Source organism: Micromonospora sp. M42 (genome assembly GCF_000568915.1).
Lineage (GTDB): Bacteria > Actinomycetota > Actinomycetes > Mycobacteriales > Micromonosporaceae > Micromonospora > Micromonospora chalcea.
Genome location: NZ_KK037233.1, coordinates 3176630 through 3201544 on the forward strand (window position 1 = coordinate 3176630; position 24915 = coordinate 3201544).

Consider the following 24915-nt stretch of genomic DNA (forward strand, 5'->3'; position numbering starts at 1 on the left):
CCCACTCGTCGCGTTCGACCGCGGGCTGGCCGACCGGCTGGTCACGCTGCTCGGCGCGCCGGTGCTGCCCACCGGCGCCGGGCACGACGCGGGGGTGCTGGCGGCGCACCTGCCCACCGCGATGCTGTTCGTGCGCAACCCGACCGGGGTGTCGCACTCCCCCGCCGAGGCGGCCACCGACGCCGACTGCGCCGCCGGGGTGACCGCCCTGGCCCGGGTCCTGGAGGAGCTGGCATGCCGCTGACCCGCTGGCTGGCCGAGTACGCCTGGCTGCCCGACCGCGCCGAGCCCACCCGGGACGTGCTGATCGAGGCGACCGACGGGCGGCTCACCGCTGTCACCCCGCTGACCGGGGACGGTCCGCCGACCGCCGGGGTGGAGGTGCTCGGCGACGCGGTACGGCTGCCCGGGCTGACGGTGCCCGGCCTGGCGAACGCGCACTCGCACGCGTTCCACCGCGCGCTGCGCGGGCGTACCCACGACGGGCGCGGCGACTTCTGGTCCTGGCGCAGCCTGATGTACGCGATCGCGACCCGGCTCGACCCGGACACCTACCTGGCGCTGGCCCGCGCCGTGTACGCGGAGATGGCGCTTGCCGGGATCACCTGCGTGGGCGAGTTCCACTATCTGCACCACGGTCCCGGCGGCACCCCGTACGACGACCCGAACGCGATGTCCGCAGCGCTGGTGGAGGCCGCCGCGCACGCCGGGATCCGGCTCACGCTGCTGGACACCGCGTACCTGGCCGGGGGCGTGGACGGCGCGCCGCTGACCGGGCCGCAACGCCGGTTCGGTGACGGTGACGCGCTGCGCTGGGCGGCGCGGGTGGACGCGTTCGGGCCGGCCGACGACCACGTCCGGCTCGGCGCGGCCATCCACTCGGTGCGCGCGGTCCCGGCCGAGCAGCTCGCCACCGTAGCGGGCTGGGCCGACCGCAACGGGCTGCCGCTGCACGTGCACCTGTCCGAGCAGCCGGCCGAGAACGACGCCTGCCGGGCCGTGCACGGCTGCACCCCGACGCGGCTGCTGGCCGACCACGGCGTGCTCGGCCCGCACACCACAGCGGTGCACGCCACCCACCCGACCGCCGCCGACGTGGCGCTGCTCGGCGACAGCCGTACCCGGGTCTGCGTCTGCCCCACCACCGAGCGCGACCTGGCCGACGGGGTCGGCCCGGTGCGCCGGATGGCCGACGCGGGCAGCCCGCTGAGCCTGGGCAGCGACAGTCACGCCGTGGTGGACCTGTTCGAGGAGGCCCGCGCGCTGGAGATGGACGAGCGGCTGCGTACCCGCCGGCGGGGGCACTTCACGCCGGCGGAGCTGCTCGGCGCCGCCACCGTCGGCGGGCACGCCGCGCTGGGCTGGGGCGACGCCGGCCGGTTCGCCGTCGGGCAGCGGGCCGACCTGGTCACGGTACGGCTGGACAGCGCCCGCACCGCCGGGGTGCCGCCGGCCGGCGCGTTCTTCGCCGCCACCGCCGCCGACGTGACGAGCGTGATCGTGGACGGGAGGCCGGTGGTGGACGGCGGCCGGCACCTGACCGTGGACGTGCCCACCGAGCTGCGGGACGCGATCGCGGCGGTGACCGCGAAGGAGGACTCGTGACGCGCGGCAGCCTGCTCGTCGACCACATCGGCGAGCTGGTCACGAACGACGGCCGCGACGGCGACCCGCTGGGCATCAGGCGCGACGCCGCGCTACTGGTCGAGGGCGGCCAGGTGGCCTGGATCGGGTCGGCCCGCTACGCGCCCGCCGCCGACCGGCGGATCGACGCCGGTGGCGCGGCGGTGCTGCCCGGCTTCGTGGACAGCCACGCCCACCTGGTCTTCGCCGGGGACCGGGCCGCCGAGTTCGCCGCCCGGATGGCCGGCGAGCGCTACACCGGCGGCGGCATCCGCACCACTGTGGGCGCCACCCGCGCGGCCTCCGACGACGACCTGCGCGCCACTGTGGGCCGGCTGCGCGCGGAGATGCTGCGGCAGGGCACCACCACCGTCGAGATCAAGAGCGGGTACGGCCTCACCGTCGCCGACGAGGCCCGCTCGCTGCGCATCGCCGCCGAGTTCACCGAGGACACCACGTTCCTCGGCGCGCACGTGGTCCCCGCCGAGTACGCCGACCGCCCGGACGACTACGTGGGCATGGTCTGCGGGCCGATGCTCGCCGCCGCCGCGCCGTACGCCCGCTGGATCGACGTGTTCTGCGAGCGGGGCGCGTTCGACGCCGACCACGCGCGGGCGATCCTCGCCTGCGGGCAGGCCGCCGGTCTGGGCGTACGGCTGCACGCCAACCAGCTCGGCCCGGGGCCGGGCGTACGGCTCGGCGTTGAGCTGGGCGCGGCCAGCGTCGACCACTGCACCCACCTGACCGACGCCGACGTCGACGCGCTGGCGGGCTCGGAGACGGTCGCCACGCTGCTGCCGGGCGCCGAGTTCTCCACCCGGTCGCCGTACCCGGACGCCCGGCGGCTGCTCGACGCGGGCGTGACAGTCGCGCTCGCGACCGACTGCAACCCCGGGTCGTCGTACACGTCGTCGATGCCGTTCTGCGTCGCGCTCGCCGTACGCGAGATGCGGATGACCCCGGCGGAGGCGGTGTGGGCCGCTACCGCCGGCGGGGCGGCGGCGCTGCGCCGCACCGACGTGGGGCGGCTGACCCCCGGGGCACGGGCCGACCTGATCATCCTCGACGCCCCGTCCCACCTGCACCTGGCCTACCGGCCGGGGGTGCCACTGATCCGCCAGGTTCTGCACAACGGAGTGCCGCGATGACCACAGTGACCATCCTGTCCACCGGGGTCACCCCCGCCGACGTGCTCGCGGTGGCCCGCGGCACCGCCAAGGTCGTGCTCGACCCGGCCGCCACCGAGGCGATGGCCACCTCCCGGTCCATCGTGGACCGGATCGAGGCGGCCGGGCGGCCGGTGTACGGCGTCTCCACCGGCTTCGGCGCGCTCGCCAACACGTTCGTCGCCCCGGAGCGCCGGGCCGAGCTTCAGCACGCGCTGATCCGCTCGCACGCCGCCGGGGTGGGCGCGCCGATGCCGCGCGAGGTGGTACGCGCCATGATGCTGCTGCGGGTGCGCTCGCTGGCGCTCGGCCGCTCCGGGGTACGCCCGCTGGTCGCCGAGGCGCTCGTGGACCTGCTCAACCACGACGTCACCCCGTGGGTGCCGGAGCACGGCTCGCTCGGCGCGTCCGGCGACCTGGCGCCGCTGGCGCACTGCGCGCTGGTGCTGCTCGGTGAGGGCTGGGTGCTCGGCCCGTCCGGGGAGCGCGTCCCGGCCGCCGACGCGCTGCACCAGGTCGGGCTGAAGCCGGTGTCGCTGGCCGCCAAGGAGGGGCTGGCGCTGATCAACGGCACCGACGGCATGCTCGGCATGCTGCTGCTGGCCGTCTCCGACGCCCGGCACCTGTTCGCCATGGCGGACGTGACAGCGGCGCTCGCCATCGAGGCGATGCTCGGCTCGGAGCGGCCCTTCCTGCCCGAGCTGCACGCGATCCGCCCGCATCCCGGCCAGGCCGCCTCGGCGGCGAACATCCACCGGCTGCTGCAGGGCTCGGCGGTGATGGACTCGCACCGCGACGACCTGGCGCACGCGGTGCAGGACGCGTACTCCATGCGCTGCGCCCCGCAGGTCGCCGGCGCGGCCCGGGACACGCTCGACTTCGTCGAGGTGGTCGCGGGCCGGGAACTGCTGTCCGTGGTGGACAACCCGGTGGTGCTGCCGGACGGGCGGGTCGAGTCGACCGGCAACTTCCACGGCGCGCCGCTCGGCTTCGCCGCCGACTACCTGGCCATCGCCGCCGCCGAGGTGGGCGCGATCGCCGAACGCCGGGTGGACCGGCTGCTGGACGTCACCCGCTCCCGGGAGCTGCCCGCGTTCCTGTCCCCCGACGCCGGGGTGAACTCCGGGCTGATGATCGCCCAGTACACCGCCGCCGGGATCGTGGCGGAGAACCGCCGGCTCGCCGCGCCCGCCTCGGTCGACTCGCTGCCCACCAGCGGCATGCAGGAGGACCACGTCTCGATGGGCTGGGCGGCCACCAAGAAGCTGCGCACCGTGCTGGACAACCTGACCAGCCTGCTCGCGGTGGAGCTGCTGGCGGCCGTACGCGGGCTCCAGCTCCGCGCCCCGCTGACGCCGTCACCGGCCGGGCAGGCGGCGCTCGACGTGCTCGGCCGCACGATCGGCGAGCCGGGACCGGACGTGTTCCTCGCGCCGCTGATGGAGGCGGCGCGCGACGTGGTACGCGGCCCGGAGCTGCGCGCGGCGATCGAACGGGAGATCGGACCGCTCGGCTGATCTCAGGTGGCGGGCGGGAGCACCTTCGCGACCAGCTTGGCCAGCTCCCGCAGCGCCTTGCCGCGGTGGCTGACCGCGTCCTTCTCCTCGGGCGTCAGCTCCGCGTTGGTGCGCTCCTGCCCGTCGCCCAGGAAGATCGGGTCGTAGCCGAAGCCGCCCTCGCCGCGCGGCGCGCGCAGCAGCCGGCCGGACTGGCGGCCGTCGACCAGGTGCTCCTTGCCGCCCGGCAGCACCAGCGCGACGGTGCAGACGAACGCCGCGCCCCGGTGCTCGTCCGGCACGTCGCCGACCTGGTCCAGCACGAGCTGGAGGTTGGCGTGGTCGTCGCCGTGCCGGCCGGACCAGCGGGCGCTGAACACACCCGGCATGCCGTTGAGCGCGTCCACCGCCAGCCCCGAGTCGTCGGCGATCGTCGGCAGGCCGGTACGCCGGCAGCCCTCCCGCGCCTTGATCAGCGCGTTCTCGCCGAACGTGAGGCCGGTCTCCGGCAGCTCCGGGTACTCCTCGACGTCGTCGAGGCCGAGCAGCGCGATCCGGTGCGCGCCGAGCGCGCCGTCCAGGATCCGCTGCAGCTCGACGAGCTTCTTCCGGTTCCGGGTGGCCAGCAGGACCTTGTTCATGACGAGAGCGCCTTCCGCTGCGCGTCGGCCAGTTCCAGGCAGCCCGCCACGCCCAGGTCGAGCAGCGCGTCGAGCTGATCGCGGGCGAAGACACCCGCCTCGCCGGTGCCCTGCACCTCGACGAAGTCGCCGGCGCCGGTGCACACCACGTTCATGTCGACCTCGGCGGTGACGTCCTCGGCGTAGCAGAGGTCGAGCATCGGCTCACCGCCGATCACCCCGACGCTCACCGCCGCCACCGAACGGTGCATCACCTTCTCCACCTTGCCGGCCAGCGCCTTGCGCTCGGCCAGCCAGGTCACCGCGTCGTGCAGCGCGACGTACGCGCCGGTGATCGCCGCGGTCCGGGTGCCGCCGTCGGCCTGGAGCACGTCGCAGTCGAGCACGATCGAGTTCTCGCCGAGCGCCTTGAGGTCCACGCAGGCACGCAGGCTGCGGCCGATCAGACGGGAGATCTCATGGGTACGCCCGCCGACCTTGCCGCGCACGCTCTCCCGGTCCGAGCGTGTGTTCGTGGCCCGGGGCAGCATCGCGTACTCGGCTGTCACCCAGCCCAGCCCGGAACCCTTGCGCCAGCGCGGCACGCCCTCGGTGACGCTCGCCGTGCAGAGCACCCGGGTCGCGCCGAACTCGACGAGCACCGAACCCTCCGGGTGGGTGCTCCAGCCCCGGGTCAGAGTCACCGGTCGGAGTTGGTCGGGCTCCCGCCCGTCAGGTCGCGCCATGCCTGCACCCTATGCGGTGCGGTGATCGGATCGTCCGCGGGTGTCCGCCGACACGGCCCGGCCGCCGCCGGGGTCACACGTCGTAGCAGGCGCCGGGCCGCACCACGTCCAGCGGCCCGGCGTACGCCCCGGCCGCCGCCTCCACCGTCTGCGACTCGCTGCCCCAGGCCGGTACGAGATGGGTGAGCAGCAGCCGCCCCACGCCCGCCTTGGTGGCCGCCTCGCCCGCCTCCCGGCCGGTCAGGTGCAGATCCGGCGGGTTCTCCACGCCGTCCATGTAGCTCGCCTCGCAGAGGAACACGTCGGCGTCCTGGGCCAGGCGCAGCAACGCCTCGCAGGGCGCGGTGTCGGCGGAGTAGCAGAACACCCGCCCGCCGTGCTCCAGCCGCACCCCGTACGTCTCGACCGGGTGGTTCATCCGGTCGACGGTGACGCTGAACGGGCCGATCGGGAACGTGCCCGGCTGGAGGCCGTAGAACTGGTAGACGTCCTCCACCGAGCCCTCCTCCTGCCCGTACGCGGCGGCGAGCCGGTCGGGCGCGCCGGAGGGGGCGTACATCGGCAGGGGCGGGTACGGACCGTCCGGCGCGTACCGGCGCACCACCACGTAGGACACCGCGTCGAACATGTGGTCGCAGTGCAGGTGGGTGAGGAGGACCGCGTCGGGGGCGTGCAGCCCGACGTAGCGCTGGAGCGTGGAGAGCGAACCCACGCCGAAGTCGATCAGGAGCCGGAAGCCCTCGGCTTCCATGAGATAGGCCGAGCAGGGCGATTCGGGGCCCGGGAAGCTGCCCGCGCAGCCGAGGACGGTCAGTCTCATCCGGTGGCCTCGATCTCACCATGAGTAGTCGATGCGCCGGCGGCGACGCCGCCGATGATCTCTACCGACGCGCTCGCCACGCTGCGCAGCCTACGCGCCGCCCCGGTCGGGCAAGAATCATCTGCCGGAAGTTGTCATCAACGTGACACCCATACACGTCCGCTCCGGGCAGGCGCGGCGGTCCGGCCGGCGGGGACACCACCGGCCGGACCGTCGCCGGACCGTCAAGCCCAGAGCTGCCCCTCCAGCGACTCCTCGGCGTCGGCGAGCGTGCCGCCGTACGCGCCGGTCGACAGGTATTTCCAGCCGCCGTCGCAGACCACGAACGCCACGTCGGCGCGGCGGCCGTCGCGGACCGCCTCGTGCGCCACCGCGAGCGCGGCGTGCAGGATGGCGCCGGTGGAGAACCCGGCGAAGATGCCCTCCACCTCGACGAGCTGCCGGGTCCGCAGCACGGCGTCCCGGGTGCCCACGGAGAAGCGGCGGGACAGCACACCCGCGTCGTACAGCTCGGGCACGTAGCCCTCGTCGATGTTGCGCAGACCGTAGACCAGCTCGCCGTACCGCGGCTCGGCCGCCACGATCTGGATCCCGTCGACCTTCTCCCGCAGGAAGCGGCCGGTGCCCATGAGCGTGCCGGTGGTGCCCAGCCCGGCCACGAAGTGGGTGATGCCCGGCAGGTCCTGCAGCAGCTCCGGTCCGGTCGTCTCGTAGTGCGCCCGGGCGTTCGCCTCGTTGCCGTACTGGTAGAGCATCACCCAGTCCGGGTGCTCGGCGGAGATCTGCTTCGCGGTCGCGACGGCCTGGTTCGAACCACCGGCGGCCGGCGAGAAGATGATCTCCGCGCCGTACATCCGGAGCAGCTGCACCCGCTCGGTGGAGACGTTCTCCGGCATCACGCAGACCAGCCGGTAGCCCCGCAGCTTCGCCACCATGGCCAGCGAGATGCCGGTGTTGCCGCTGGTCGGCTCCAGGATCGTGTCACCGGGACGGAGCCGGCCGGCCTCCTCGGCCGCGCGCACCATGTACAGCGCCGCGCGGTCCTTGATGCTGCCGGTCGGGTTCCGGTCCTCCAGCTTGGCCCAGAGCCGCACCGGCGGCGCCCCGGCGGGAACCGTCGGCGAGAGCCGGGGCAACCCGACCAGCGGGGTGCCACCGCACGCGTCGAGCAGGCTGTCGTACCGCGCCATCGCGGGCCCCCTCAGCGGGCGGCGCGCGTGGAGACCGCGTGCGAGGCGATCGCCGCGGCGGCCGCGAAGCCGAACGCGCCACCGGCCACGGCCGGCAGGATGGTCACGCTGTCGCCGTCGTTGAGCTTGGCGTCGAGCGCGCCCAGGAAACGGACGTCCTCGTCGTTGACGTAGACGTTGACGAACCGGTGCAGCACGCCCGCGTCGGTGACCAGGCGGGCCTTCAGGCCGCCGTGCCGCGAATCCAGGTCGGCGATCAGGTCGGCGAGCGTGTCGCCGCTGCCCTCGACGACCTTCGCGCCGCCGGTGTAGCTGCGCAGGATGGTGGGGATGCGAACCTCGATGGCCATGATGTCTCGTGCTCCTCGTTCGGGATGGTGCCAGGTGACGGGAAAAGGAAGGTGCCGGCGCTGAAGGTCAGCGGTCGGAACACTCGTAGTCGACCGTCGCCGGGCTCTGCCCGAACATGTAGGACTGGACGGCGTTCGGGTCCACGGCGGCATCCACGATCTTCACCGGTTCCTCGGTGATCACGCCGTCGACGATCCGGAAGGAGCGGATCTCCTCGGTGTCGGGCTCGCGGGTCGAGACGAGCAGGTAGTGCGCGCCCGGCTCGCCGGCGAAGGAGACGTCCGTGCGGGACGGGTAGGCCTCGGTCGCGGTGTGCGAGTGGTAGATCACCACCGGCTCCTCGTCGCGGTCGTCCATCTCCCGCCACACCCGCAACTGCTCCATCGAGTCGAACTCGTAGAAGGTCATGGAGCGGGCCGCGTTGTCCATCGGGATGTGCCGGGTCGGGGTGTCGCTGCCGACGGGGCCGGCGACCACGCCGCACGCCTCGTCCGGGTGGTCCCGACGCGCGTGGGCGACGATCGCGTCGATGATCGACCGGTCGATGCTCAGCACGCCACCAGCCTAGCCCCTGGCCGGGCCGGGCGGCGAGGTGGCAACCGTCACCACTCAGTCGATGAGCGCGTTGAGCAGGGACTCCTGCAGATAACCGAGGTAGGCGTAGACCGACAGTTGGAACACCCGGGACGAACCGGGGTCCTCGGCGACCGCGTCGTCGAGCTCCTCACCCAGGTCGGTGCCGTCCTTGATCTCCAGGCGTACGCCCATCGCCAGCCGGGCGTCGTTGAGCGCACGCAGCCACGCCTCGGCCGCCTCCGCGTCGAGTCGCACCTCGCCGCCGGAGTCGCCGTCGGGCAGGGCGGCGAGGATCGCGCCCGCCTGGTCGATCTTCCCGGTCTTCAGATCGCCCTCGGTGTAGCGGCGGAACTCGGCGGTGCCGGCGTCGTCGTCCGGGTAGACGTCGGGGAAGAGCCGGCCGACCACCGGGTCACCGTGGTCGAAGCCGTCGGTCAGCAGCCCGACCACCTCGGCGGCGACCTTGCGCAGCACCCGGACCTCGTCGACGGCGAACGTCGCCACGTAGTGGTCGCCCCGGCGGCGGAACATGCTCATGACCTCTCCACCGTCGCCCAGAGACCGTACGCGTGCAGCTGCGCCGCGTCGTGCTCCATCCGTTCCCGGGCGCCGGTGGACACCACGGCCTTGCCCTTGTGGTGCACGTCCAGCATGAGCCGCTCCGCCTTCTCCCGGCTGTATCCGAAGAGCTTCTGGAACACCCAGGTCACATACGTCATCAGGTTGACCGGATCGTCCCAGACGATGGTCACCCACGGCCGGTCGGAGACCGGCACCTCTTCGGTGTCCGGCGTCTCGACCGGCGCAACCTGTGGAGCCGCCATGCCCCCCATCGTGCCACCGGATCCGGGGAACCGATGAACCGGAACACCGCGGCGGCCGTCGTCACCCGCCCGGGCCGCGTACGCGAGCCCGGGTCGCGGTGTGCCCGCGCCGTGGTCAGGCAAGCAGGATGCCGTGGTCGACAGCATCGGCGAGCACCCCGGTCAGCGAGAGACGGATCACCTCGAAGCGGCGGGACACCTCGCGGGACAGTTCGAGTTCGACCTCGCGCAGCGCGCGCTGGGCCCAGGACCGGGCGGCGTTCGGGTCGTTGTTGTCGGTCGCCCGCCAGTGCTGCCAGCAGCCGCCGTTGAGGGCGACGCCCACGGGCGGGAGCATCTCGTCCCGCTGCCCGCCGGGCAGCCCGGCCAGGGCGTCGAGAGCGCCTTCGCCGGTCAGCGCGGCGACCCCGGCCGTGCTGGTGACCAGGAGGACCCGGTCCAGCTCCCGGCCGTCCGGATGGTCGGCCAGGCTACAGCGCACCGCGTGCGCGATCCGCCCGCGTACGCCCTCTGCCAGCGGCGCGCCGAAGACCCGGGCGGCGGCGGCGTCGACGAGACCGCGGACGGCCTCGTCGCACTGCGCGGTGGCGAGCAGCGACAGCGCCTCCAGTTCGCGGTCGAGCATCTGTGGCAGGCCGACGCAGCCGACCCCGAAGACGATCTCCTGCACCACCCGCAGGTGGATGTTCGCCAACTCCAGGGCGAGGTGCTGACGGATCTGGCGGGCGCAGGCTCGTGACCCCCTGTCGATCCGGTCGGCCAGCTCGCCGGGCTCGACGCCGGCCAGCACCGGCACCCGGCCGTGCGCGCCGGGCGGCACCGGCGGGCTTGCGCTGCCGCGGCGCAGTCCCTCGTCGGCGGCCCAGCCGACCAGGGCACGCCGCAGGTGCGGCAGCTCGGCCCGGCGGGCCGGGAACCACCGGGCCGGGGTGAGCGCCGGCACCGCGGCCAGCAGCGCCGCGCGGTGCGCCTCGATGGAGACCGACACCGGGTCGAGCCGGCGGGCGGACGGACCGGTGGCCTCCGCCGCCGGGCCGTCGGCCGACGCGGTCCAGCCGGTCGTGCCGGGGGTGACGGCGAAGAACACCTCGACCCGGGCGCGCGCCATCTCGGCGAGCAGGTGCAGCTCGGCCGCGCTGAACGCCTGGTCGGCGGAGATCACGAAGAGCAGCGCGCCGGCCCGGCCGACGGCGTCGCGCAGCACCCGGCCGCCGGCCACGCCGAGCGTGCCGGTGTCCGGCGTGTCGACCACGGCGAAGTGCCGCAGCAGCGGGTCGGGCAGGCTCAGCTCGACCCGGCGTGGCGGCCGGGCCAGCGCCGGGCCGGTCGCCATCGGGTCGGCGCCGTAGGCGTGCGGCTGGCGGTAGCCCGGAACGTACGCGGCGCGGGTCGCCTTCTCGGCGTGCTGGACCAGCAGGTTGCTTCCCGCGGGCACGGCGAGCGTCGCGGAGTCGATCCCGAGCAGGCCGGCGATCACCTCGCGCCGGCCGGCGCCGGCCGGGCCGGCGACGACCACGGCCATCGGATCGTCCGGTCCGGGCGTGGCCGCCCCGAGCCGGGTCGGCAGCGGGGCGCACCCGGGCGGGCCGGCCTGACGGCGCGGGTCGGGCACGTCGACCGAGGGGAGTGGACCCGGCGTCATCAGGTGGCCTCCCGGTCAGGCGACCGGGGTGCCGGTCGCGGCTTTTCCCTGGTTGCAGGGGCTGTCGGAAGAGTACGGCTGTCGGCCATCCGACAACGAACACCTCCGATACTCATGGGTAACGGCCAGATTACTCAACTTCACTGCGTAACGGCCCGCACGCGGACGGAACACGGTCGATATGCTGCTCCGATGAGTAGGTGGGAGTTCGTCGGCCGTAGGGATGAACTCAACCGTCTGTTGTCGACGATCGGCCGACCCGGAGGGCGCGGGTTGCTCTTCAGCGGCGACGCCGGGGTCGGCAAGAGCCGGCTGCTGCGCGAGGGCGTCTCCGAGCTCTCCCCCGAGCGGTACGCGATCTGGTCCATCGCGGCCAGCGCCACCACCGCCGCGCTCCCCTTCGGCGGGCTCGTCCAGGTGCTGCCCGCCACCCAGCCGCAGGGACTCTCCCCCGCCGGAATCCTGCGCTGGGCCGTCGACGTGCTGCAGGAACAGGCCGCCGGCCGGCCCATCGTCCTCGCCATCGACGACGCGCACCTGCTCGACCCACCCTCGGCCGCGCTTGTGCACCTGGTCGCCCGCTCCGAGAACGCCACAGTCATCGGGACGCTGCGCAACGGCGAGCAGATCCCGCTGCCGATCCGCGCGCTCTGGACCGACGACCTGGTCGAACTGGTCGAACTGGGCCCGCTCGGCCGCAGCGAGACCACCGGTCTGCTCGCCGCCATCCTGGGTGGACCGGTCGACGCCGGCTCCTCCGACCGGCTCTTCCAGCTCTGCGCCGGCAACCCGCTGCTGCTGCGCGAGCTGGTCCTGGCCGCCGACGACGAGCTGCGCCGCACGTACGGGATCTGGACCTGGACCGGGCGGCTGGAGCTGGCGCCCAGCCTCACCGACCTGATCGACACCCGGATCGGGCAGCTCACCCCCGGCGTCCGGGCGGTGGTCGAGCTGGTCGCCTTCGGCGAGCCGCTGGGCCTGCAACTGCTGGAACGGGCGGTCGACCCGGCGGACGTGGAGACGGCCGAGGAGCGCGGGCTCATCACCCTGATCCACGACGACCGGCGGCTCAACGTCCGCCTGGCGCACCCGCTCTACGGCGAGGTGATGCGCCGGCACTGCCCGGTCAGCCGCACCCGCCGGCTCCAGGCCACCCTCGCCGGGCTGCTGGAGCAGGTCGGCACGCGCCGCCGCGACGACCTGCTGCGGGTCGCGGTGTGGCGGCTCGACTCGGGCACGGCGCAGGACGTCGCCCTGCTGCTCGACGCGGCGGTCCAGGCGTTCGGCCGGTACGACGTGCCGCTGGCCACCCGGCTGGCCCGCGCCGCGCTGGAGGCCGGCGGCGGCACCGACGCGGCCGAACTGCTGGCCACCATCCTGATGTTCGGCGACCGGCCGGACGAGGCGATCAGCGTGCTCGACCAGGTCGCCGGGGAGATCCACGACGACCGCCGGCGCAGCCGGTGGCTGACGGTCCGGGGCATGGTCAGCTACTGGGGACTCAACCGGGAGTCCACGGTGGAGGAGATCGCCGCGCGCGGCGAGGAGCTGCGCGACCCCGCCGACCGGACTCGCGTACGCGCGTTCGAGGCCATCATGCGACTGCACCGGCTCGACGTCGACGTCGCGGTACGGCTGGCCCAGGAGGTGCTCGACCGCCCGGCCGCCCCGATGGCCGCCCGGGAGCTGGCCCGCTGCACGCTGGCCCACCTCCAGGCCGCGCAGGGGCAGTATCAGCGCAGCGCCACCGCGATCGCCCGGGTCCAGGCCGAGGCGGCGTGCTGGCGGGCCGACATGCCATACCTCCAGCTCGCCATGGAGCTGGCCCGGGGCACCCGGCTGACGCTCTCCGGCGACCTGCCCGGCATCGACGCGATAGTCGCCGACGAGTTCGCCGACCTGGCCGGGGCCGGTGACTTCCGGCTCGGCACCGGCTACCTGGCCATCCTCCAGGCGTACGCGGCGCGGCTGCGCGGGCGCGGCGACGAGGCGCTGCGGACCAGCCTGGAGGCGTGCGCGGTGCTCGCCACCAGCCGCGTGTACGCCGGGCTGGCGCACGCCGAGCGCGCCCAGGCCGCCGCGCTGCGCGGGGACGTGACGCACGCGACCGACGCGATGGCCGAGGCGGACCGGACGCACGCACCCGGCATGGCCGTGCTCTATCCCTGGCTGGAGCAGGCCCGGGGCGCGGTCCAGGCCGCGACGGGTGACCTGCCGGCGGCCACCAAGCACCTGTGCGCGCTCGCCGACCGGCTGCGCGAGGACGGCCTGGCCGGGCACGAGCTGCTCGTCCTGCTCGACCTGGTCCGGTTCGACCAGGCCGCCGCGCCGGTCGGCCCGACCTGCACCGACGGCGGCCGGCGCACCGTGGCGCAACGCCTGGCCGAGCTCTCCGAGAAGGTCGACGGCGTGCTGCCGCCGCTCGTCGCCCGGTTCGGCCGGGCCGCCGCCGACGGCGCCCCGGACGCCCTGCTGGCCGTCGCCGACGGTTTCGCCGACCGCGAGCTGACCGTGTACGCCGCCGAGGCGACCGCCATGGCGCTGCACCGGACGCGGAACGCCCGCGCCGGCGCCACCGGGCCGGTCCGGGAACGCCTCGCCGACCTGCTGCGCCGCTGCGACGAGATCTCCACCCCGGCGCTGCGGCGGCTCCGCCCGACGCTCAGCGACCGGGAGTGGGAGGTCGCCCGCCTGGCCGCCGACGGGGTGACCAGCCGGGCCATCGCGGAGCGGCTGTTCCTGTCCACGCGAACGGTGGAGAACCACCTCCAGCGCGTCTACAGCAAGCTCGGCGTCGCCGGGCGCGGCGAGTTGCGGGCCGCGCTGCGGTCGATGCCGGGGCACGACGGCACGGAGCCGGACTGAACTCTAGGCTGGAGCGGTGAGCACCCTTCGCCCCGCGCTGCTGACCGACCACTACGAGCTGACCATGGTCAGCGCCGCGCTGCGTGACGGCACGGCCGACCGGAGCTGCGTCTTCGAGGTGTTCAGCCGGCGGCTGCCGGCCGGGCGCCGGTACGGGGTGGTCGCCGGCACCGGCCGGTTGATCGAGATGATCCGCGACTTCCGGTTCGACCCGGCCGAGATCGACTTCCTGCGCCGTACCGGTGTGGTGGACGACCGGGCCGCGCAGTGGCTGGCCGACTACCGCTTCACCGGTGACATCGACGGCTACGCCGAGGGCGAGCTGTTCTTCCCCGGCTCCCCGATCCTCACCGTGTCCGGCACGTTCGCCGAGTGCGTGGTGCTGGAGACGCTCGTGCTGTCGGTGCTCAACCACGACTGCGCGGTCGCCGCCGCCGCGGCCCGGATGGTCACCGCCGCACGGGGGCGGGCGCTGATCGAGATGGGCTCCCGCCGCGCGCACGAGGAGGCCGCCGTCGCCGCGGCGCGGGCCGCGTACCTGGCCGGGTTCCGGTTCACCTCCAACCTGGCCGCCGGGCAGCGCTACGGCATCCCCACCGCGGGCACCGCCGCGCACGCCTTCACACTGCTGCACGACGACGAGCGGGCCGCGTTCGCGTCCCAGGTCGCCACGCTGGGCAAGGACACCACGCTGCTGGTCGACACGTACGACATCGCCCAGGGCATCCGCAACGCGATCGCGGTGGCCGGGCCGGAGCTGCGGGCGGTCCGGATCGACTCCGGCGACCTCGCGGTGATCGCCCAGCAGTCCCGCGAGCTGCTCGACTCGCTCGGCGCCACCGAGACGAAGATCATCGTCTCCGGTGACCTCGACGAGTACGCGATCGCCGCGCTCGCCGCCGAACCGGTCGACATGTACGGCGCCGGCACCGCCGTGGTGACCGGCTCCGGCGCGCCCACCGCCGGACTGGTCTACAAGCTGGTCGAGGTGGAGGGGCGGCCGGTGGTCAAACGCTCCGAGCACAAGGCCACCATCGGCGGCCGGAAGGTCGCGGTCCGCCGGCACAAGCCGACCGGGACCGCCACCGAGGAGGTCATCGTCCCGCAGGGCGTGCCGGACCGGCAGCCCAACGACCGGCTGCTCCAGCGCTCGTACGTGGTGTCGGGCGAGCCGGAGACACTGCCCACGCTGGAGGAGTCGCGGGACCACCTGCGCCAGTGCCTGATCTCCATCCCGTGGGAGGGGCTCAAGCTCTCCGCCGGCGACCCGGCCGTCCCCGTCACCGTCGTACCCGCGAGCTGAGGAGGAACCCGATGGCGAACGCCCTGATCATCGTGGACGTGCAGAACGACTTCTGCGAGGGCGGCTCCCTCGCGGTCGGCGGCGGGGCGGGAGTGGCCGCCGGGATCTCCCGGCTGCTCGCCGCCGAGCCGGACCGGTGGGACCACGTGGTCGCGACGAAGGACTACCACATCGACCCGGGCGCGCACTTCGGCGACCCGCCGGACTACGTCGACTCCTGGCCCCGGCACTGCGTGGTCGGCACCTCCGGCTCCGAGTTCCACCCCGAGCTGGCGACCGACCGGGTGGAGGCGATCTTCCACAAGGGCGAGCACGCGGCCGCGTACTCCGGTTTCGAAGGCCATGCGCCCGACGGCGAGTGCCTGGCCGACTGGCTGCGCCGGCACGACGTGGACCGGGTCGACGTGGTCGGCATCGCCACCGACCACTGCGTGCGCGCGACCGCGCTGGACGCCGCACGGGAGGGTTTCCGGACCACTGTGCTGCTCGACCTGACCGCCGCCGTCGCGCCGGACACGCTCGACGTGGCGCTGCGGGCCCTCGACGGCGCCGGGGTGACAATGGTGGGCGAGCCTGTGATCGCCACCGCTTGACCCGGTAATCGCTTGCGGGTGTCGTAACCCGGCCCCAGGATGGCGCCGGAGGTACGGACCGTCGTGAACCTGAAGCCTTACCGGGAGGCGCTCGCCCTACCCGGTGTCCGATCGTTGCTGCTGGTGTCGGTGCTGGCCCGTGTGCCGCTCACCGCCACCGGGGTGACGCTCACCTTCTACGTGGTGCTCGACCTGGGCCGCGGCTACGGCGCCGCCGGCCTGGTCGGCGCCGCGTCGACCATCGGCGCGGCGGTCGGCGCCCCGCTGCTCGGGCGGCTCATCGACCGCCGGGGACTGCGGCCGGTGCTGGTGCTCACCACCGTCGCCGAGGCGCTGTTCTGGTCCGCCGCGCCCACACTGCCGTACCCGGTGCTGCTGCCGGCCGCGTTCCTCGCCGGGCTGCTCGCGCTGCCGATCTTCTCGATGATCCGCCAGTCGATCGCCGCGCTCGTGCCGGCCGAGAAGCGCCGCCCCGCGTACGCGCTGGACTCGATGGCGATGGAGTTGTCGTTCATGGTCGGCCCGGCGCTCGCCGTCGCCCTGGCCACCGCCGTCACGCCGCGCCTGACGCTGTGGGCGGTCGGCGCCGGGATCGTCGGCTCCGGCATCTGTTTCTGGCTGCTCAACCCGCCGGTGCGGACCGCCGACGAGCAGACCGGGCCGCAGCGCCCGGTACACCGCCGCGAGTGGCTCACCCCGCGCCTGCTCGCCGTGCTGGCGGTCAGCCTCGCCGCCACCCTCGTGCTCGGCGGCACCGACGTCGCAGTGGTCGCCGTGCTCCGCTCCGGCGGCGAGGTCGGCTGGACCGGCGTCGTGCTCGCCGCCTGGGCGGTCGCCTCGCTGGTGGGTGGCTTCGCGTACGGCGCGGTACGCCGCTCGTTCTCCCCGCTGGCGCTGGTGGCGGTGCTGAGCCTCGCCACCATCCCGGTCGGGCTGGGCGGATCGCACTGGTGGCTGCTCTGTCTCGCGCTGATCCCGGCCGGTGCGCTCTGCGCGCCCACCCTCGCGTCCACCTCCGACGCGGTCAGCCGGCTGGCCCCGCCCTCCGTACGCGGTGTGGCGATGGGGCTGCACGGCTCCGCCGTGACGGTGGGCATCGCGCTCGGCGCGCCGCTGGCCGGCGCGGTGATCGACGCCTCCGCGCCCGCGTGGGGCTTCGCGGTCACCGGCGCGATCGGGGCGCTGGTGGCGCTGGTGGTGCTCCCGATCGAGCTGCGCCACCGCCGCACCCCGATCCCGGACCCCGACCTGGCCCTAGCCTCCCGCTAATCCCCTCGGCCGGCGGGATCAGGAGTTCGTGTCTCCCGCGAGGCGGAGGGCAAGGCCAGTACGGGAAGTGGCTGGATTCAGGTGCTCCGGACACCACCACTCCCCCGAACTGGTGCCGCGGGGCAGGCGGGCGGGGACGGGAAAGGGCGGAAAAGGGCGGGCGCCGCACCCCCGGTTGGGGAGTGCGGCGCCCGGCTCGACGTGACGGCGCGAAACTCAGCGCTGGTCGAGGTTGCCTGCGGTGTCCTCCTGGTAGCTGGCGCCACCGTTGACCTCGCTGGTCAGCGGCTTGGCACCACCCTCGGGCGGTCCGGCCAGGCTCTGCCCGGCGGCCAGCTCGGGGAACTTCGCGTCGAACGCCGGCCGCTCGGAGCGGATGCGCGGCATGCGGTCGAAGTTGCGCAGCGGCGGCGGGGAGCTGGTGGCCCACTCGAGCGAGTTGCCGTAGCCCCACGGGTCGTCGACCTCGACGACCGGGCCGGTCTTGTACGACTTCCAGCAGTTCCAGATGAACGGCAGCGTCGAGATACCGGTGATGAACGCGCCGATCGTGGAGATCGTGTTCAGCGTGGTGAAGCCGTCGATGGCCTGGTAGTCGGCGTACCGGCGCGGCATGCCCTCGTTGCCCAGCCAGTGCTGCACCAGGAACGTGGTGTGGAAGCCGATCATGGTCAGCCAGAAGTGGATCTTACCGAGGCGCTCGTCCAGCATCCGGCCGAACATCTTCGGGAACCAGAAGTAGATGCCGGCGAAGACGGCGAACACGATGGTGCCGAAGAGCACGTAGTGGAAGTGCGCCACCACGAAGTACGAGTCGTGCAGGTGGAAGTCGAGCGGCGGGCTGGCCAGCAGCACACCGGTGAGACCACCGAAGAGGAACGTCACCAGGAAGCCGATCGAGAACAGCATCGGCGTCTCGAAGGTGATCTGGCCCCGCCACATGGTGCCGATCCAGTTGAAGAACTTCATACCGGTGGGCACCGCGATCAGGTAGCTCAGGAAGCTGAAGAACGGCAGCAGCACCTGGCCGGTGGCGAACATGTGGTGCGCCCAGACGCTCATCGACAGCGCGGCGATGGCGATGGTGGCGGCCACCAGGCCCTTGTAGCCGAAGATCGGCTTCCGGGAGAACACCGGGATGATCTCGCTGATGATGCCGAAGAACGGCAGCGCGATGATGTACACCTCGGGGTGGCCGAAGAACCAGAACAGGTGCTGCCACAGCATCGGCCCGCCGGTCGCCGGGTCGTACACGTGGGCGCCCATCAGGCGGTCCGCGGCGAGCGCGAACAGCGCGGCGGCCAGCAGCGGGAAGACCAGGATCGCCAGCAGGCTGGTGACCAGCATGTTCCAGGTGAAGATCGGCATCCGGAACATGGTCATGCCGGGCGCGCGCAGGGTCAGGATCGTGGTGATCAGGTTGACCGCGCCGAGGATCGTGCCCAGACCGGAGATGGCCAGGCCGACGACCCACATGTTCGCGCCGACGCCCGGGGCGTGGTCGGCGGTGCTCAGCGGCGTGTACGCGGTCCAGCCGAAGTCGGCCGCGCCGCCCGGGGCGATGAAGCCCGCGGTGGCGAGCGTGCCGCCGAACAGGTAGAGCCAGTACGCGAAGGCGTTGAGCCGCGGGAACGACACGTCCGGCGCGCCGATCTGCAGCGGCACCACGTAGTTCGCGAAGGCGAACACGATCGGCGTCGCGAAGAACAGCAGCATGATCGTGCCGTGCATCGTGAAGAGCTGGTTGTACTGCTCGGGCGACAGGAACTGCAGGCCCGGCCGCGCCAGTTCGGCACGCATGATCAGGGCCATCAGGCCACCGATCATGAAGAACACGAACGCGGTGACCATGTACATGATCCCGATCTGCTTCGCGTCCGTGGTGCGCAACAGCCGCGCGAGGGCCGACCCCTTGACCGGCTCCCGGACCGGCCAGGGCCGGGTCACGACCGGCTTGGGTGCGACGGTGGTCACGAGTGGCCTCCGGTTCTGGTTGTCCCGCTCGGCGCGCTGGTCATCGGCGCAGCCGTCATCCGCAAGGAGGATAGTCCCCGGTAGGTGGCCCCGCCGCGTGGGGTGGGCGGCTACGATCTCCGGCCGCCTAGAGCGGGCCGGTCAGGAGCCGGTAGTGCTCCCGGAAGATCCGTCCGCCGCGTCCGCGCAGCAACGGGTCGCGCAGCGCCGGCGGCACGTCGCGGGTGCGGTTGCGGTCCCGGGTCCGGTCCCGCACCCAGCGGGTACGCGGGCGGCGGCGACTCTCGTACGCCAGCAGCGCGGCGTCGACGCTGCCGGCGGCGCGCAGCGACTCGGCGAGCACGACGGCGTCCTCCAGCGCCATGGCCGCGCCCTGGGAGAGCGTCGGCGCGGTGGCGTGAGCGGCGTCACCGACGAGCAGCACCCGGCCGTGGAACCACCGCCCCAGCTCGACCTCCTCGGTGCGCTCGACGCACACCGTCTCCAGCGCGTCCAGCACCTCCGGGACGGGGCCGCCGTAGGAGCCGAACAGCTCGCGCAGCCGGGCGAGCGGGTCGGCGGGCAGGTCGGTGCCGGCCTCGTCGGCGTAGCAGTAGAGCCGCCCGGCGCCGAGCGGCACCACCAGGAACCCGGCCCGCTGGCCGAGCAGGGCGGTCCAGTCGGCGATCCGCGGGCCGCCGCGCACGAGGGCCCGGTAGACCACGTGACCGGCGGGGCGGGGCGGCCCGCCGAGCGCGGCGAGCGTGCGTACCGCCGAGCGTGGCCCGTCCGCGCCGACGACCAGGTCGTACTCCGCGCTGGTGCCGTCGGTGAAGCCGACCGCCACGCCGCCGGGCAGCGGGTCGACGGTGCTGACCTCGGCGCCGTGCCGGACCGCGCCGCCGGCGCCGGTGAGCAGCACCCGGTGCAGCTCGGCCCGGGGCAGTGCCCGGCATTCCCCCACTCCGGTCCAGAGCGCGTCGAGGTCGACCTCGCACAGCGGCGCACCGGCGGCGTCGAGGAAGCGCTGCCGGTGGATCACCTGGCCGAGCGGGCGCAGCGGGCCGTCGAGGTCGAGCCGGCGCATCGCCCGGGCCGCGTTGCCCGGCAGGTAGAGGCCGGTGTCTGTCGACTCCGCGGGTGGCAGCCGCTCGGTGACGTCGGGCCGGAATCCCGCCAGGCGAAGCGCCCGGGCGACGGCGAGTCCGGCGATGCCCGCGCCGACGACGAGGACGCGCAGGGGTGAACCACCCATGGTGGGTTACGCCTCCGGAGGGGAACGGCACGCGTTGGAGGCAAGACATTACTCGCCGCAACCAGGCGGCGGAAGTGCCCGCTCGCCCTGGCACGGACCGCCGGTCGGCGGCACACCCCGTCCCACCGGCAGGAATCCCGCCTCCATCTGGGGGAAGGGGTCGGCCGCGGCACTCGGTCGCACCACCGGCCGTACGCGGAGCGTTAACGAGCCCGGCGCATTTGCGCAATGATTTGAGACATGTAAATGTATTCCCTGCACCGTGGGAGCGCTCCCGTCCGTAACACCGACCGAACCGGCGCCGTCCCCGCGCCGAGCCAAGGAGCATCATGAAGCGTCCACTCAGGGCTCTCGCCGCAGCCGGCCTGCTGGCCGCCGGCACCATCGTCGCCGTAGCGCTCGGCGGCACCGCCTCCGCCGACACGCAGATCTGCGAGCAGTACGGCTCGACCACCATCGGCGGCAAGTACGTGGTGCAGAACAACCGCTGGGGCACCAGCGCCCAGCAGTGCATCAACGTCACCTCGACCGGCTTCTCGATCACCCGGGCGGACGGCTCCGCGCCGACAAACGGGGCGCCGGTCGCCTACCCGTCGATCTTCGTGGGCTGCCACTACACCAACTGCTCGCCCGGCACGAACCTGCCGGTGCAGGTGAAGAACATCAGCAGCGCACCGTCCAGCATCAGCTACAACTACGTCAGCGGCGCGATCTTCAACGCCTCGTACGACATCTGGCTCGACCCGTCGCCGAAGCGGGACGGGGTGAACCAGATGGAGATCATGATCTGGCTCAACCGGCAGGGCTCGATCCAGCCCATCGGCTCCCCGGTCGGCACCGCCAACATCGCGGGCCGGACCTGGGAGGTGTGGCGCGGCAGCAACGGCTCGAACAACGTCATCTCGTACCTGTCGCCGTCGGCCATCCCCAGCTTCAGCTTCGACGCGCTGGCGTTCATCAACGACACCCGCAACCGGGGCGCGATCACGAACGACTGGTACCTGACCAGCATCCAGGCCGGCTTCGAGCCGTGGCAGGGCGGCGTCGGGCTGGCGGTCAACTCGTTCTCGCAGAACGTCAACACCGGCGGCTCCAACCCGCCGCCGACCACGTCGGCGCCGACCACGCCCCCGCCCTCGGGCGGCGCGTCCTGCACCGTCACCTACAAGGCGGCGAACGTCTGGAACAACGGCTTCACCGCCGAGGTGACGGTCAAGAACACCGGCTCCGGCACGATCAACGGCTGGACGCTCAACTACAACCTGCCCTCCGGGCAGACCGTCACCAACGCGTGGAACGCCACCGTCAGCCAGAGCGGCTCCGCGGTGACCGCCCGCGACGCCGGCTACAACGGCACCCTGTCGCCCGGCGCGTCGACCACCTTCGGCTACCAGGCGACGCTCAACGGCAGCTACTCGGCACCGAGCAGCTTCACGCTCAACGGCTCCACCTGCGCCCGGGGCTGACCACCGCACACGGGAGGGGGCGCGGTCCGTCGCGGACCGCGCCCCCTCCCCCCGGGTACGCCTCAGCCGGCGAGCGCGTCGATGTCGCGCATCTCCTCGGCGGTGAGCGAGAACCCGAACACGTCGACGTTGGCCCGGATCCGCTCCGGCGTGACCGACTTCGGGATGACCACGATCTCGTGGTCGATGTGCCAGCGCAGCACCACCTGGGCCGGCGACACGTCGTGCGCCTGGGCGATGCGGACCAGCACCGGGTCGGACAGGTCGCTGGTCTTGAACGGGCTGTACCCCTCCAGCGCCACGCCCCGGTCCCGGTGGGCGGCGTGCGTGTGCCGCTCGTACAGCGACGGGCTCCAGCGGATCTGGTTGACCGCCGGCGTCTCCTCGGTGGCCTGGATCAGCTCGTCGATCTGCCCGATCGAGTAGTTGCTCACCCCGACCGTGCGCGCCATGTTCTCGTCCCGCGCGGCGAGCATCTCCCGCCACACCGGGATGCTGTCGCCGGGCGCGGACGGCGGCCAGTGCACCAGCCACAGGTCCACGTAGTCGGTGTCCAGGGCGGCCAGGCTCGCCTCGATGGTCTCCCGCTCCCGGCCCACCCGGTCCGGCGGCAGCTTGGTGGTGATGAAGACGTCCTCGCGGCGCAGCCCGCTCTCCTTGACCGCCCGCCCGACCTCCTTCTCGTTGCCGTACATGGTGGCCGTGTCGATGTGCCGGTAGCCGGCGTCCAGCGCGGCGAGCACGGCCTGGAAACCGGCCTCGCCGGTGGCCTGCCACGTCCCGAAGCCGAGCAGCGGGATCCGGACGTCACCGGCGAGCGGAAGGGTGGGCTGGTCGCTGTCCATGTCCCCCGTTCTACCCCGGTTCGCCGCACACACACCGGCATCCCGGCGCGCACGGCGCGTCTGGGGGAGGATGCGGGGATGGCGGACCGGCTGGACGAGTACCGGCGCAAACGGGACGCCGCGCGTACCCCGGAACCGGTGCCCGAGCGGGTGCCCGGCCGGAAGCGGTCCGCGCGGCGCGCGCCCCGTTTCGTCATCCAGCAGCACCACGCCCGGAGCCTGCACTGGGACCTGCGGCTGGAGCACGACGGCGTACTCGCCTCCTGGGCGGTGCCGCGCGGCCTGCCCCGCGACCCGGGCCGCAACCACCTCGCCGTGCACACCGAGGACCACCCGATGGAGTACCTGACGTTCCACGGGGAGATTCCCGCCGGGGAGTACGGCGGCGGCCGGATGACAGTGCACGACACCGGCACCTACCGGGCCGAGAAGTGGCGCGACGACGAGGTGATCGTGGTGCTCGACGGCGAGCGCACGAAGGGGCGGTACGTGCTGTTCGCCACCGGCGGGCGGGGCCGGGACTGGATGATCAGGCGCACCGACCCGGCGCCGGAGGGCTGGACGCCGATGCCCGAACTGGTCCGCCCGATGCGGCCCGCCGAGGGTGGGCGGCTGCCGCGCGACGCCGACGCCTGGGGGTACGAGCTGCGCTGGGCGGGCGTACGCGCGATGGCGTACGTCTCGGGCGGCCGGCTGCGGCTGCTCGACGGCGACGACAACGAGGTCACCGGGTCGTACCCCTGGCTGCGGGCGATGGCCGAGGCGCTGGCCCCGGCCGAGGCGGTGCTGGACGGCGTGCTGGTCCGGATCGACCCGGCCGGGCGGGTCCGGCCGCCGACCCGGCGCGACGGGCAGTTCCTCGCCGTCGACCTGCTCTGGCTGGAGGGCGTGCCGAGCCTCGACGTGCCGTACGCGCAACGCCGTGACCTGCTCGACGGTCTGGCGCTCGCCGGTCCGCACTGGCAGACTCCGCCGTGGTTCCCGGGAGTCGGTGCGGACGCCCTGCGGGCCGCCCGTGAGCAGGGGCTCCCGGGAGTGGTGGCGAAACGCCTCGACTCCCCGTACGAGCCGGGCCGGCGCAGCCGGCACTGGCTGAGCATCGACGCGAGCTGAGGACCACCGTGCACCTGACGCACCTGGAGTGCCCGCGCTGCGGTCGTGACCATCCGGCCGACGTGTTGCAGAACCTGTGCGGCTGCGGCTCGCCGCTGCTGGCCCGCTACGACCTCGCCGAGGTGGCCGCCACCGTGGCCCCGGAGCAGTTCGGGCTGCGCCCGGCCGACCTGTGGCGCTACCGGGAGCTGCTGCCGGTGGCCGATCCCCGGTGCGTCACCACGCTCGGCGAGGGCTGGACGCCGATGTGGCGTGCGCCCGCGTACGGCCACGAGATCGGCATCGCGGATCTGCTCGTCAAGGACGAGGGGCTGACCCCGACCGGGTCGTTCAAGGCGCGGGGCGCGTCGGTGGGTGTGAGCCGAGCCCGGGAACTGGGCGTGGAGCACATCGCGATGCCGACGAACGGCAACGCCGGGGCGGCCTGGGCCACGTACGCGGCGCGGGCCGGGATGGGCGCGACGATCGCCATGCCGCTGGCCGCGCCGACCATCTGCCGGGAGGAGTGCCTCGCCGCCGGCGCGGATCTGCGGCTGATCGACGGCCTGATCAACGACGCCGGCCGGGACATCGCCGAGCTGATCGCCGGGTCGGACGGGCGGATCTTCGACGCGGGCACGCTGCGCGAGCCGTACCGCCTCGAAGGCAAGAAGACCATGGGGTACGAGATCGTCGAGCAGCTCGGCTGGCAGGTGCCCGACGTGATCGTCTACCCGACCGGCGGGGGCGTCGGGCTGATCGGCATCCACAAGGCGCTGCACGAGCTGCGCGAGCTGGGCTGGGTCGAGGACCGGCTGCCCCGGCTGGTAGCGGTGCAGTCCACCGGATGCGCGCCGATCGTGCGGGCGTTCGCGGCCGGCGAGGACCGCGTCACCCCGTGGGAGGACGCGCGCACCGTCGCGTTCGGCATCACCGTGCCCGCCCCGCTCGGCGACGAGCTGATCCTGTCCGCGCTGCGGGAGAGCGCCGGCACCGCGATCGCCGTGGACGACGCGGAGATCCTCACCGACCTGCGCGACTTCGCCACCCGCGAGGGGCTGCTGCTCTGCCCGGAGGGCGCGGCCTGCCTGACCGCCGCCCGGCACCTGCGGGCCGGTGGCTGGATCCGTCCCGGCGAGCGCGTGGTGGTGCTGAACACCGGCGCCGGCCTGAAATACCCCGGCCTGGTGCAAGGAGGGGCCCCTTCTTAACGTCTCCGG

The 24915-nt window shown here is 73.5% G+C and carries 23 protein-coding genes; 11 read left to right on the plus strand and 12 right to left on the minus strand.

What is annotated here, in order from left to right; genetic code table 11:
- The 4 genes from MCBG_RS14320 to hutH all read left to right on the plus strand — a co-directional run.
- A partial coding sequence (locus MCBG_RS14320) for a M20/M25/M40 family metallo-hydrolase (RefSeq protein ID WP_043326193.1) occupies nucleotides 1-244 on the plus strand: 244 nt, incomplete at its 5' end.
- Nucleotides 241-1605: a formimidoylglutamate deiminase gene (locus MCBG_RS14325; RefSeq protein WP_043330593.1), complete on the plus strand. Its 1365-nt coding sequence runs from the start codon at nucleotides 241-243 to the stop codon at nucleotides 1603-1605. The genes MCBG_RS14320 and MCBG_RS14325, both read left to right, overlap by 4 nt.
- The gene (gene hutI, locus MCBG_RS14330) at nucleotides 1602-2771 is read left to right on the plus strand and encodes an imidazolonepropionase (protein ID WP_043326195.1); all 1170 of its coding nucleotides are present in this window, start codon (nucleotides 1602-1604) and stop codon (nucleotides 2769-2771) included. The genes MCBG_RS14325 and hutI overlap by 4 nt, the downstream gene beginning before the upstream one ends.
- Complete coding sequence (hutH, locus tag MCBG_RS14335) at nucleotides 2768-4306, plus strand: histidine ammonia-lyase (RefSeq protein ID WP_043326196.1); 1539 nt, start codon at nucleotides 2768-2770, stop codon at nucleotides 4304-4306. The genes hutI and hutH overlap by 4 nt, the downstream gene beginning before the upstream one ends.
- A 2-nt stretch (nucleotides 4307-4308) precedes the next feature.
- Here the strand turns inward: hutH and rdgB are convergent, their stop codons facing one another.
- From rdgB to MCBG_RS14380, 9 genes are all read right to left on the minus strand, one after another.
- Nucleotides 4309-4926, minus strand: a complete 618-nt coding sequence (rdgB, locus tag MCBG_RS14340; protein WP_043326198.1) for an RdgB/HAM1 family non-canonical purine NTP pyrophosphatase — start codon at nucleotides 4924-4926, stop codon at nucleotides 4309-4311.
- Nucleotides 4923-5651, minus strand: coding sequence for a ribonuclease PH (rph, locus tag MCBG_RS14345; protein ID WP_043326200.1), 729 nt, complete (start codon nucleotides 5649-5651; stop codon nucleotides 4923-4925). Before rph ends, rdgB begins: the two co-directional genes overlap by 4 nt.
- Nucleotides 5652-5724: 73 nt before the next feature.
- Nucleotides 5725-6471 carry an MBL fold metallo-hydrolase gene (locus tag MCBG_RS14350; RefSeq protein ID WP_043326202.1) on the minus strand — a complete coding sequence of 249 codons (747 nt, stop codon included), beginning with the start codon at nucleotides 6469-6471 and terminating at the stop codon, nucleotides 5725-5727.
- A 224-nt stretch (nucleotides 6472-6695) separates the two neighbouring features.
- Entirely contained in the window at nucleotides 6696-7661 is a 966-nt protein-coding gene (locus tag MCBG_RS14355) for a PLP-dependent cysteine synthase family protein (RefSeq protein ID WP_043326204.1), read from the minus strand.
- 11 nt (nucleotides 7662-7672) lie between these two features.
- The gene (locus MCBG_RS14360; RefSeq protein WP_030501846.1) at nucleotides 7673-8011 is read right to left on the minus strand and encodes a MoaD family protein; all 339 of its coding nucleotides are present in this window, start codon (nucleotides 8009-8011) and stop codon (nucleotides 7673-7675) included.
- Nucleotides 8012-8078: 67 nt separating this feature from the next.
- A complete protein-coding gene (locus MCBG_RS14365; protein WP_030501847.1) occupies nucleotides 8079-8567 on the minus strand; it encodes a M67 family metallopeptidase in 489 nt (162 codons plus the stop codon).
- Nucleotides 8568-8621: 54 nt separating this feature from the next.
- Nucleotides 8622-9125, minus strand: coding sequence for a DUF2017 domain-containing protein (locus tag MCBG_RS14370; RefSeq protein WP_030501848.1), 504 nt, complete (start codon nucleotides 9123-9125; stop codon nucleotides 8622-8624).
- Nucleotides 9122-9412 carry an ATP-dependent Clp protease adapter ClpS gene (gene clpS, locus MCBG_RS14375; protein ID WP_030501849.1) on the minus strand — a complete coding sequence of 97 codons (291 nt, stop codon included), beginning with the start codon at nucleotides 9410-9412 and terminating at the stop codon, nucleotides 9122-9124. Before clpS ends, MCBG_RS14370 begins: the two co-directional genes overlap by 4 nt.
- A 115-nt stretch (nucleotides 9413-9527) precedes the next feature.
- On the minus strand, nucleotides 9528-11054 hold the full coding sequence (locus MCBG_RS14380) for a P-loop NTPase family protein (RefSeq protein WP_043326206.1): 1527 nt from the start codon (nucleotides 11052-11054) through the stop codon (nucleotides 9528-9530).
- 192 nt (nucleotides 11055-11246) lie between these two features.
- Here MCBG_RS14380 and MCBG_RS14385 point away from each other — a divergent pair, with 192 nt between their 5' ends.
- Genes MCBG_RS14385 through MCBG_RS14400 form a run of 4 tightly spaced genes read left to right on the plus strand, consistent with a single transcriptional unit; the run spans nucleotide 11247 to nucleotide 17084 of the window.
- On the plus strand, nucleotides 11247-13919 hold the full coding sequence (locus MCBG_RS14385; protein ID WP_043326208.1) for a LuxR C-terminal-related transcriptional regulator: 2673 nt from the start codon (nucleotides 11247-11249) through the stop codon (nucleotides 13917-13919).
- Nucleotides 13920-13935: 16 nt separating this feature from the next.
- On the plus strand, nucleotides 13936-15222 hold the full coding sequence (locus tag MCBG_RS14390) for a nicotinate phosphoribosyltransferase (protein WP_043326210.1): 1287 nt from the start codon (nucleotides 13936-13938) through the stop codon (nucleotides 15220-15222).
- An 11-nt stretch (nucleotides 15223-15233) separates the two neighbouring features.
- On the plus strand, nucleotides 15234-15815 hold the full coding sequence (locus MCBG_RS14395) for an isochorismatase family protein (RefSeq protein WP_043326212.1): 582 nt from the start codon (nucleotides 15234-15236) through the stop codon (nucleotides 15813-15815).
- 39 nt (nucleotides 15816-15854) lie between these two features.
- Nucleotides 15855-17084: an MFS transporter gene (locus MCBG_RS14400; protein ID WP_043326214.1), complete on the plus strand. Its 1230-nt coding sequence runs from the start codon at nucleotides 15855-15857 to the stop codon at nucleotides 17082-17084.
- 216 nt (nucleotides 17085-17300) lie between these two features.
- Here the strand turns inward: MCBG_RS14400 and ctaD are convergent, their stop codons facing one another.
- A complete protein-coding gene (gene ctaD / locus MCBG_RS14405; RefSeq protein ID WP_043326216.1) occupies nucleotides 17301-19058 on the minus strand; it encodes an aa3-type cytochrome oxidase subunit I in 1758 nt (585 codons plus the stop codon).
- Nucleotides 19059-19185: 127 nt separating this feature from the next.
- Nucleotides 19186-20292: an FAD-dependent monooxygenase gene (locus tag MCBG_RS14410; protein ID WP_043326218.1), complete on the minus strand. Its 1107-nt coding sequence runs from the start codon at nucleotides 20290-20292 to the stop codon at nucleotides 19186-19188.
- A gap of 329 nt (nucleotides 20293-20621) precedes the next feature.
- Between MCBG_RS14410 and MCBG_RS14415 the strand changes: the two genes are divergently transcribed.
- On the plus strand, nucleotides 20622-21758 hold the full coding sequence (locus MCBG_RS14415) for a glycoside hydrolase family 12 protein (protein WP_043326220.1): 1137 nt from the start codon (nucleotides 20622-20624) through the stop codon (nucleotides 21756-21758).
- Between the two features lie 62 nt (nucleotides 21759-21820).
- Here MCBG_RS14415 and MCBG_RS14420 read toward each other — a convergent pair whose 3' ends face one another.
- On the minus strand, nucleotides 21821-22603 hold the full coding sequence (locus MCBG_RS14420; protein ID WP_043326222.1) for an aldo/keto reductase: 783 nt from the start codon (nucleotides 22601-22603) through the stop codon (nucleotides 21821-21823).
- 78 nt (nucleotides 22604-22681) lie between these two features.
- On the opposite strand from MCBG_RS14420, the gene MCBG_RS14425 reads away from it, so the two are divergent.
- Together MCBG_RS14425 and MCBG_RS14430 are read left to right on the plus strand one after the other, a co-directional pair.
- Complete coding sequence (locus tag MCBG_RS14425) at nucleotides 22682-23716, plus strand: DNA polymerase ligase N-terminal domain-containing protein (RefSeq protein WP_043326224.1); 1035 nt, start codon at nucleotides 22682-22684, stop codon at nucleotides 23714-23716.
- Between the two features lie 8 nt (nucleotides 23717-23724).
- Complete coding sequence (locus MCBG_RS14430) at nucleotides 23725-24906, plus strand: threonine synthase (RefSeq protein WP_043326226.1); 1182 nt, start codon at nucleotides 23725-23727, stop codon at nucleotides 24904-24906.
- Nucleotides 24907-24915 lie beyond the last annotated feature (9 nt).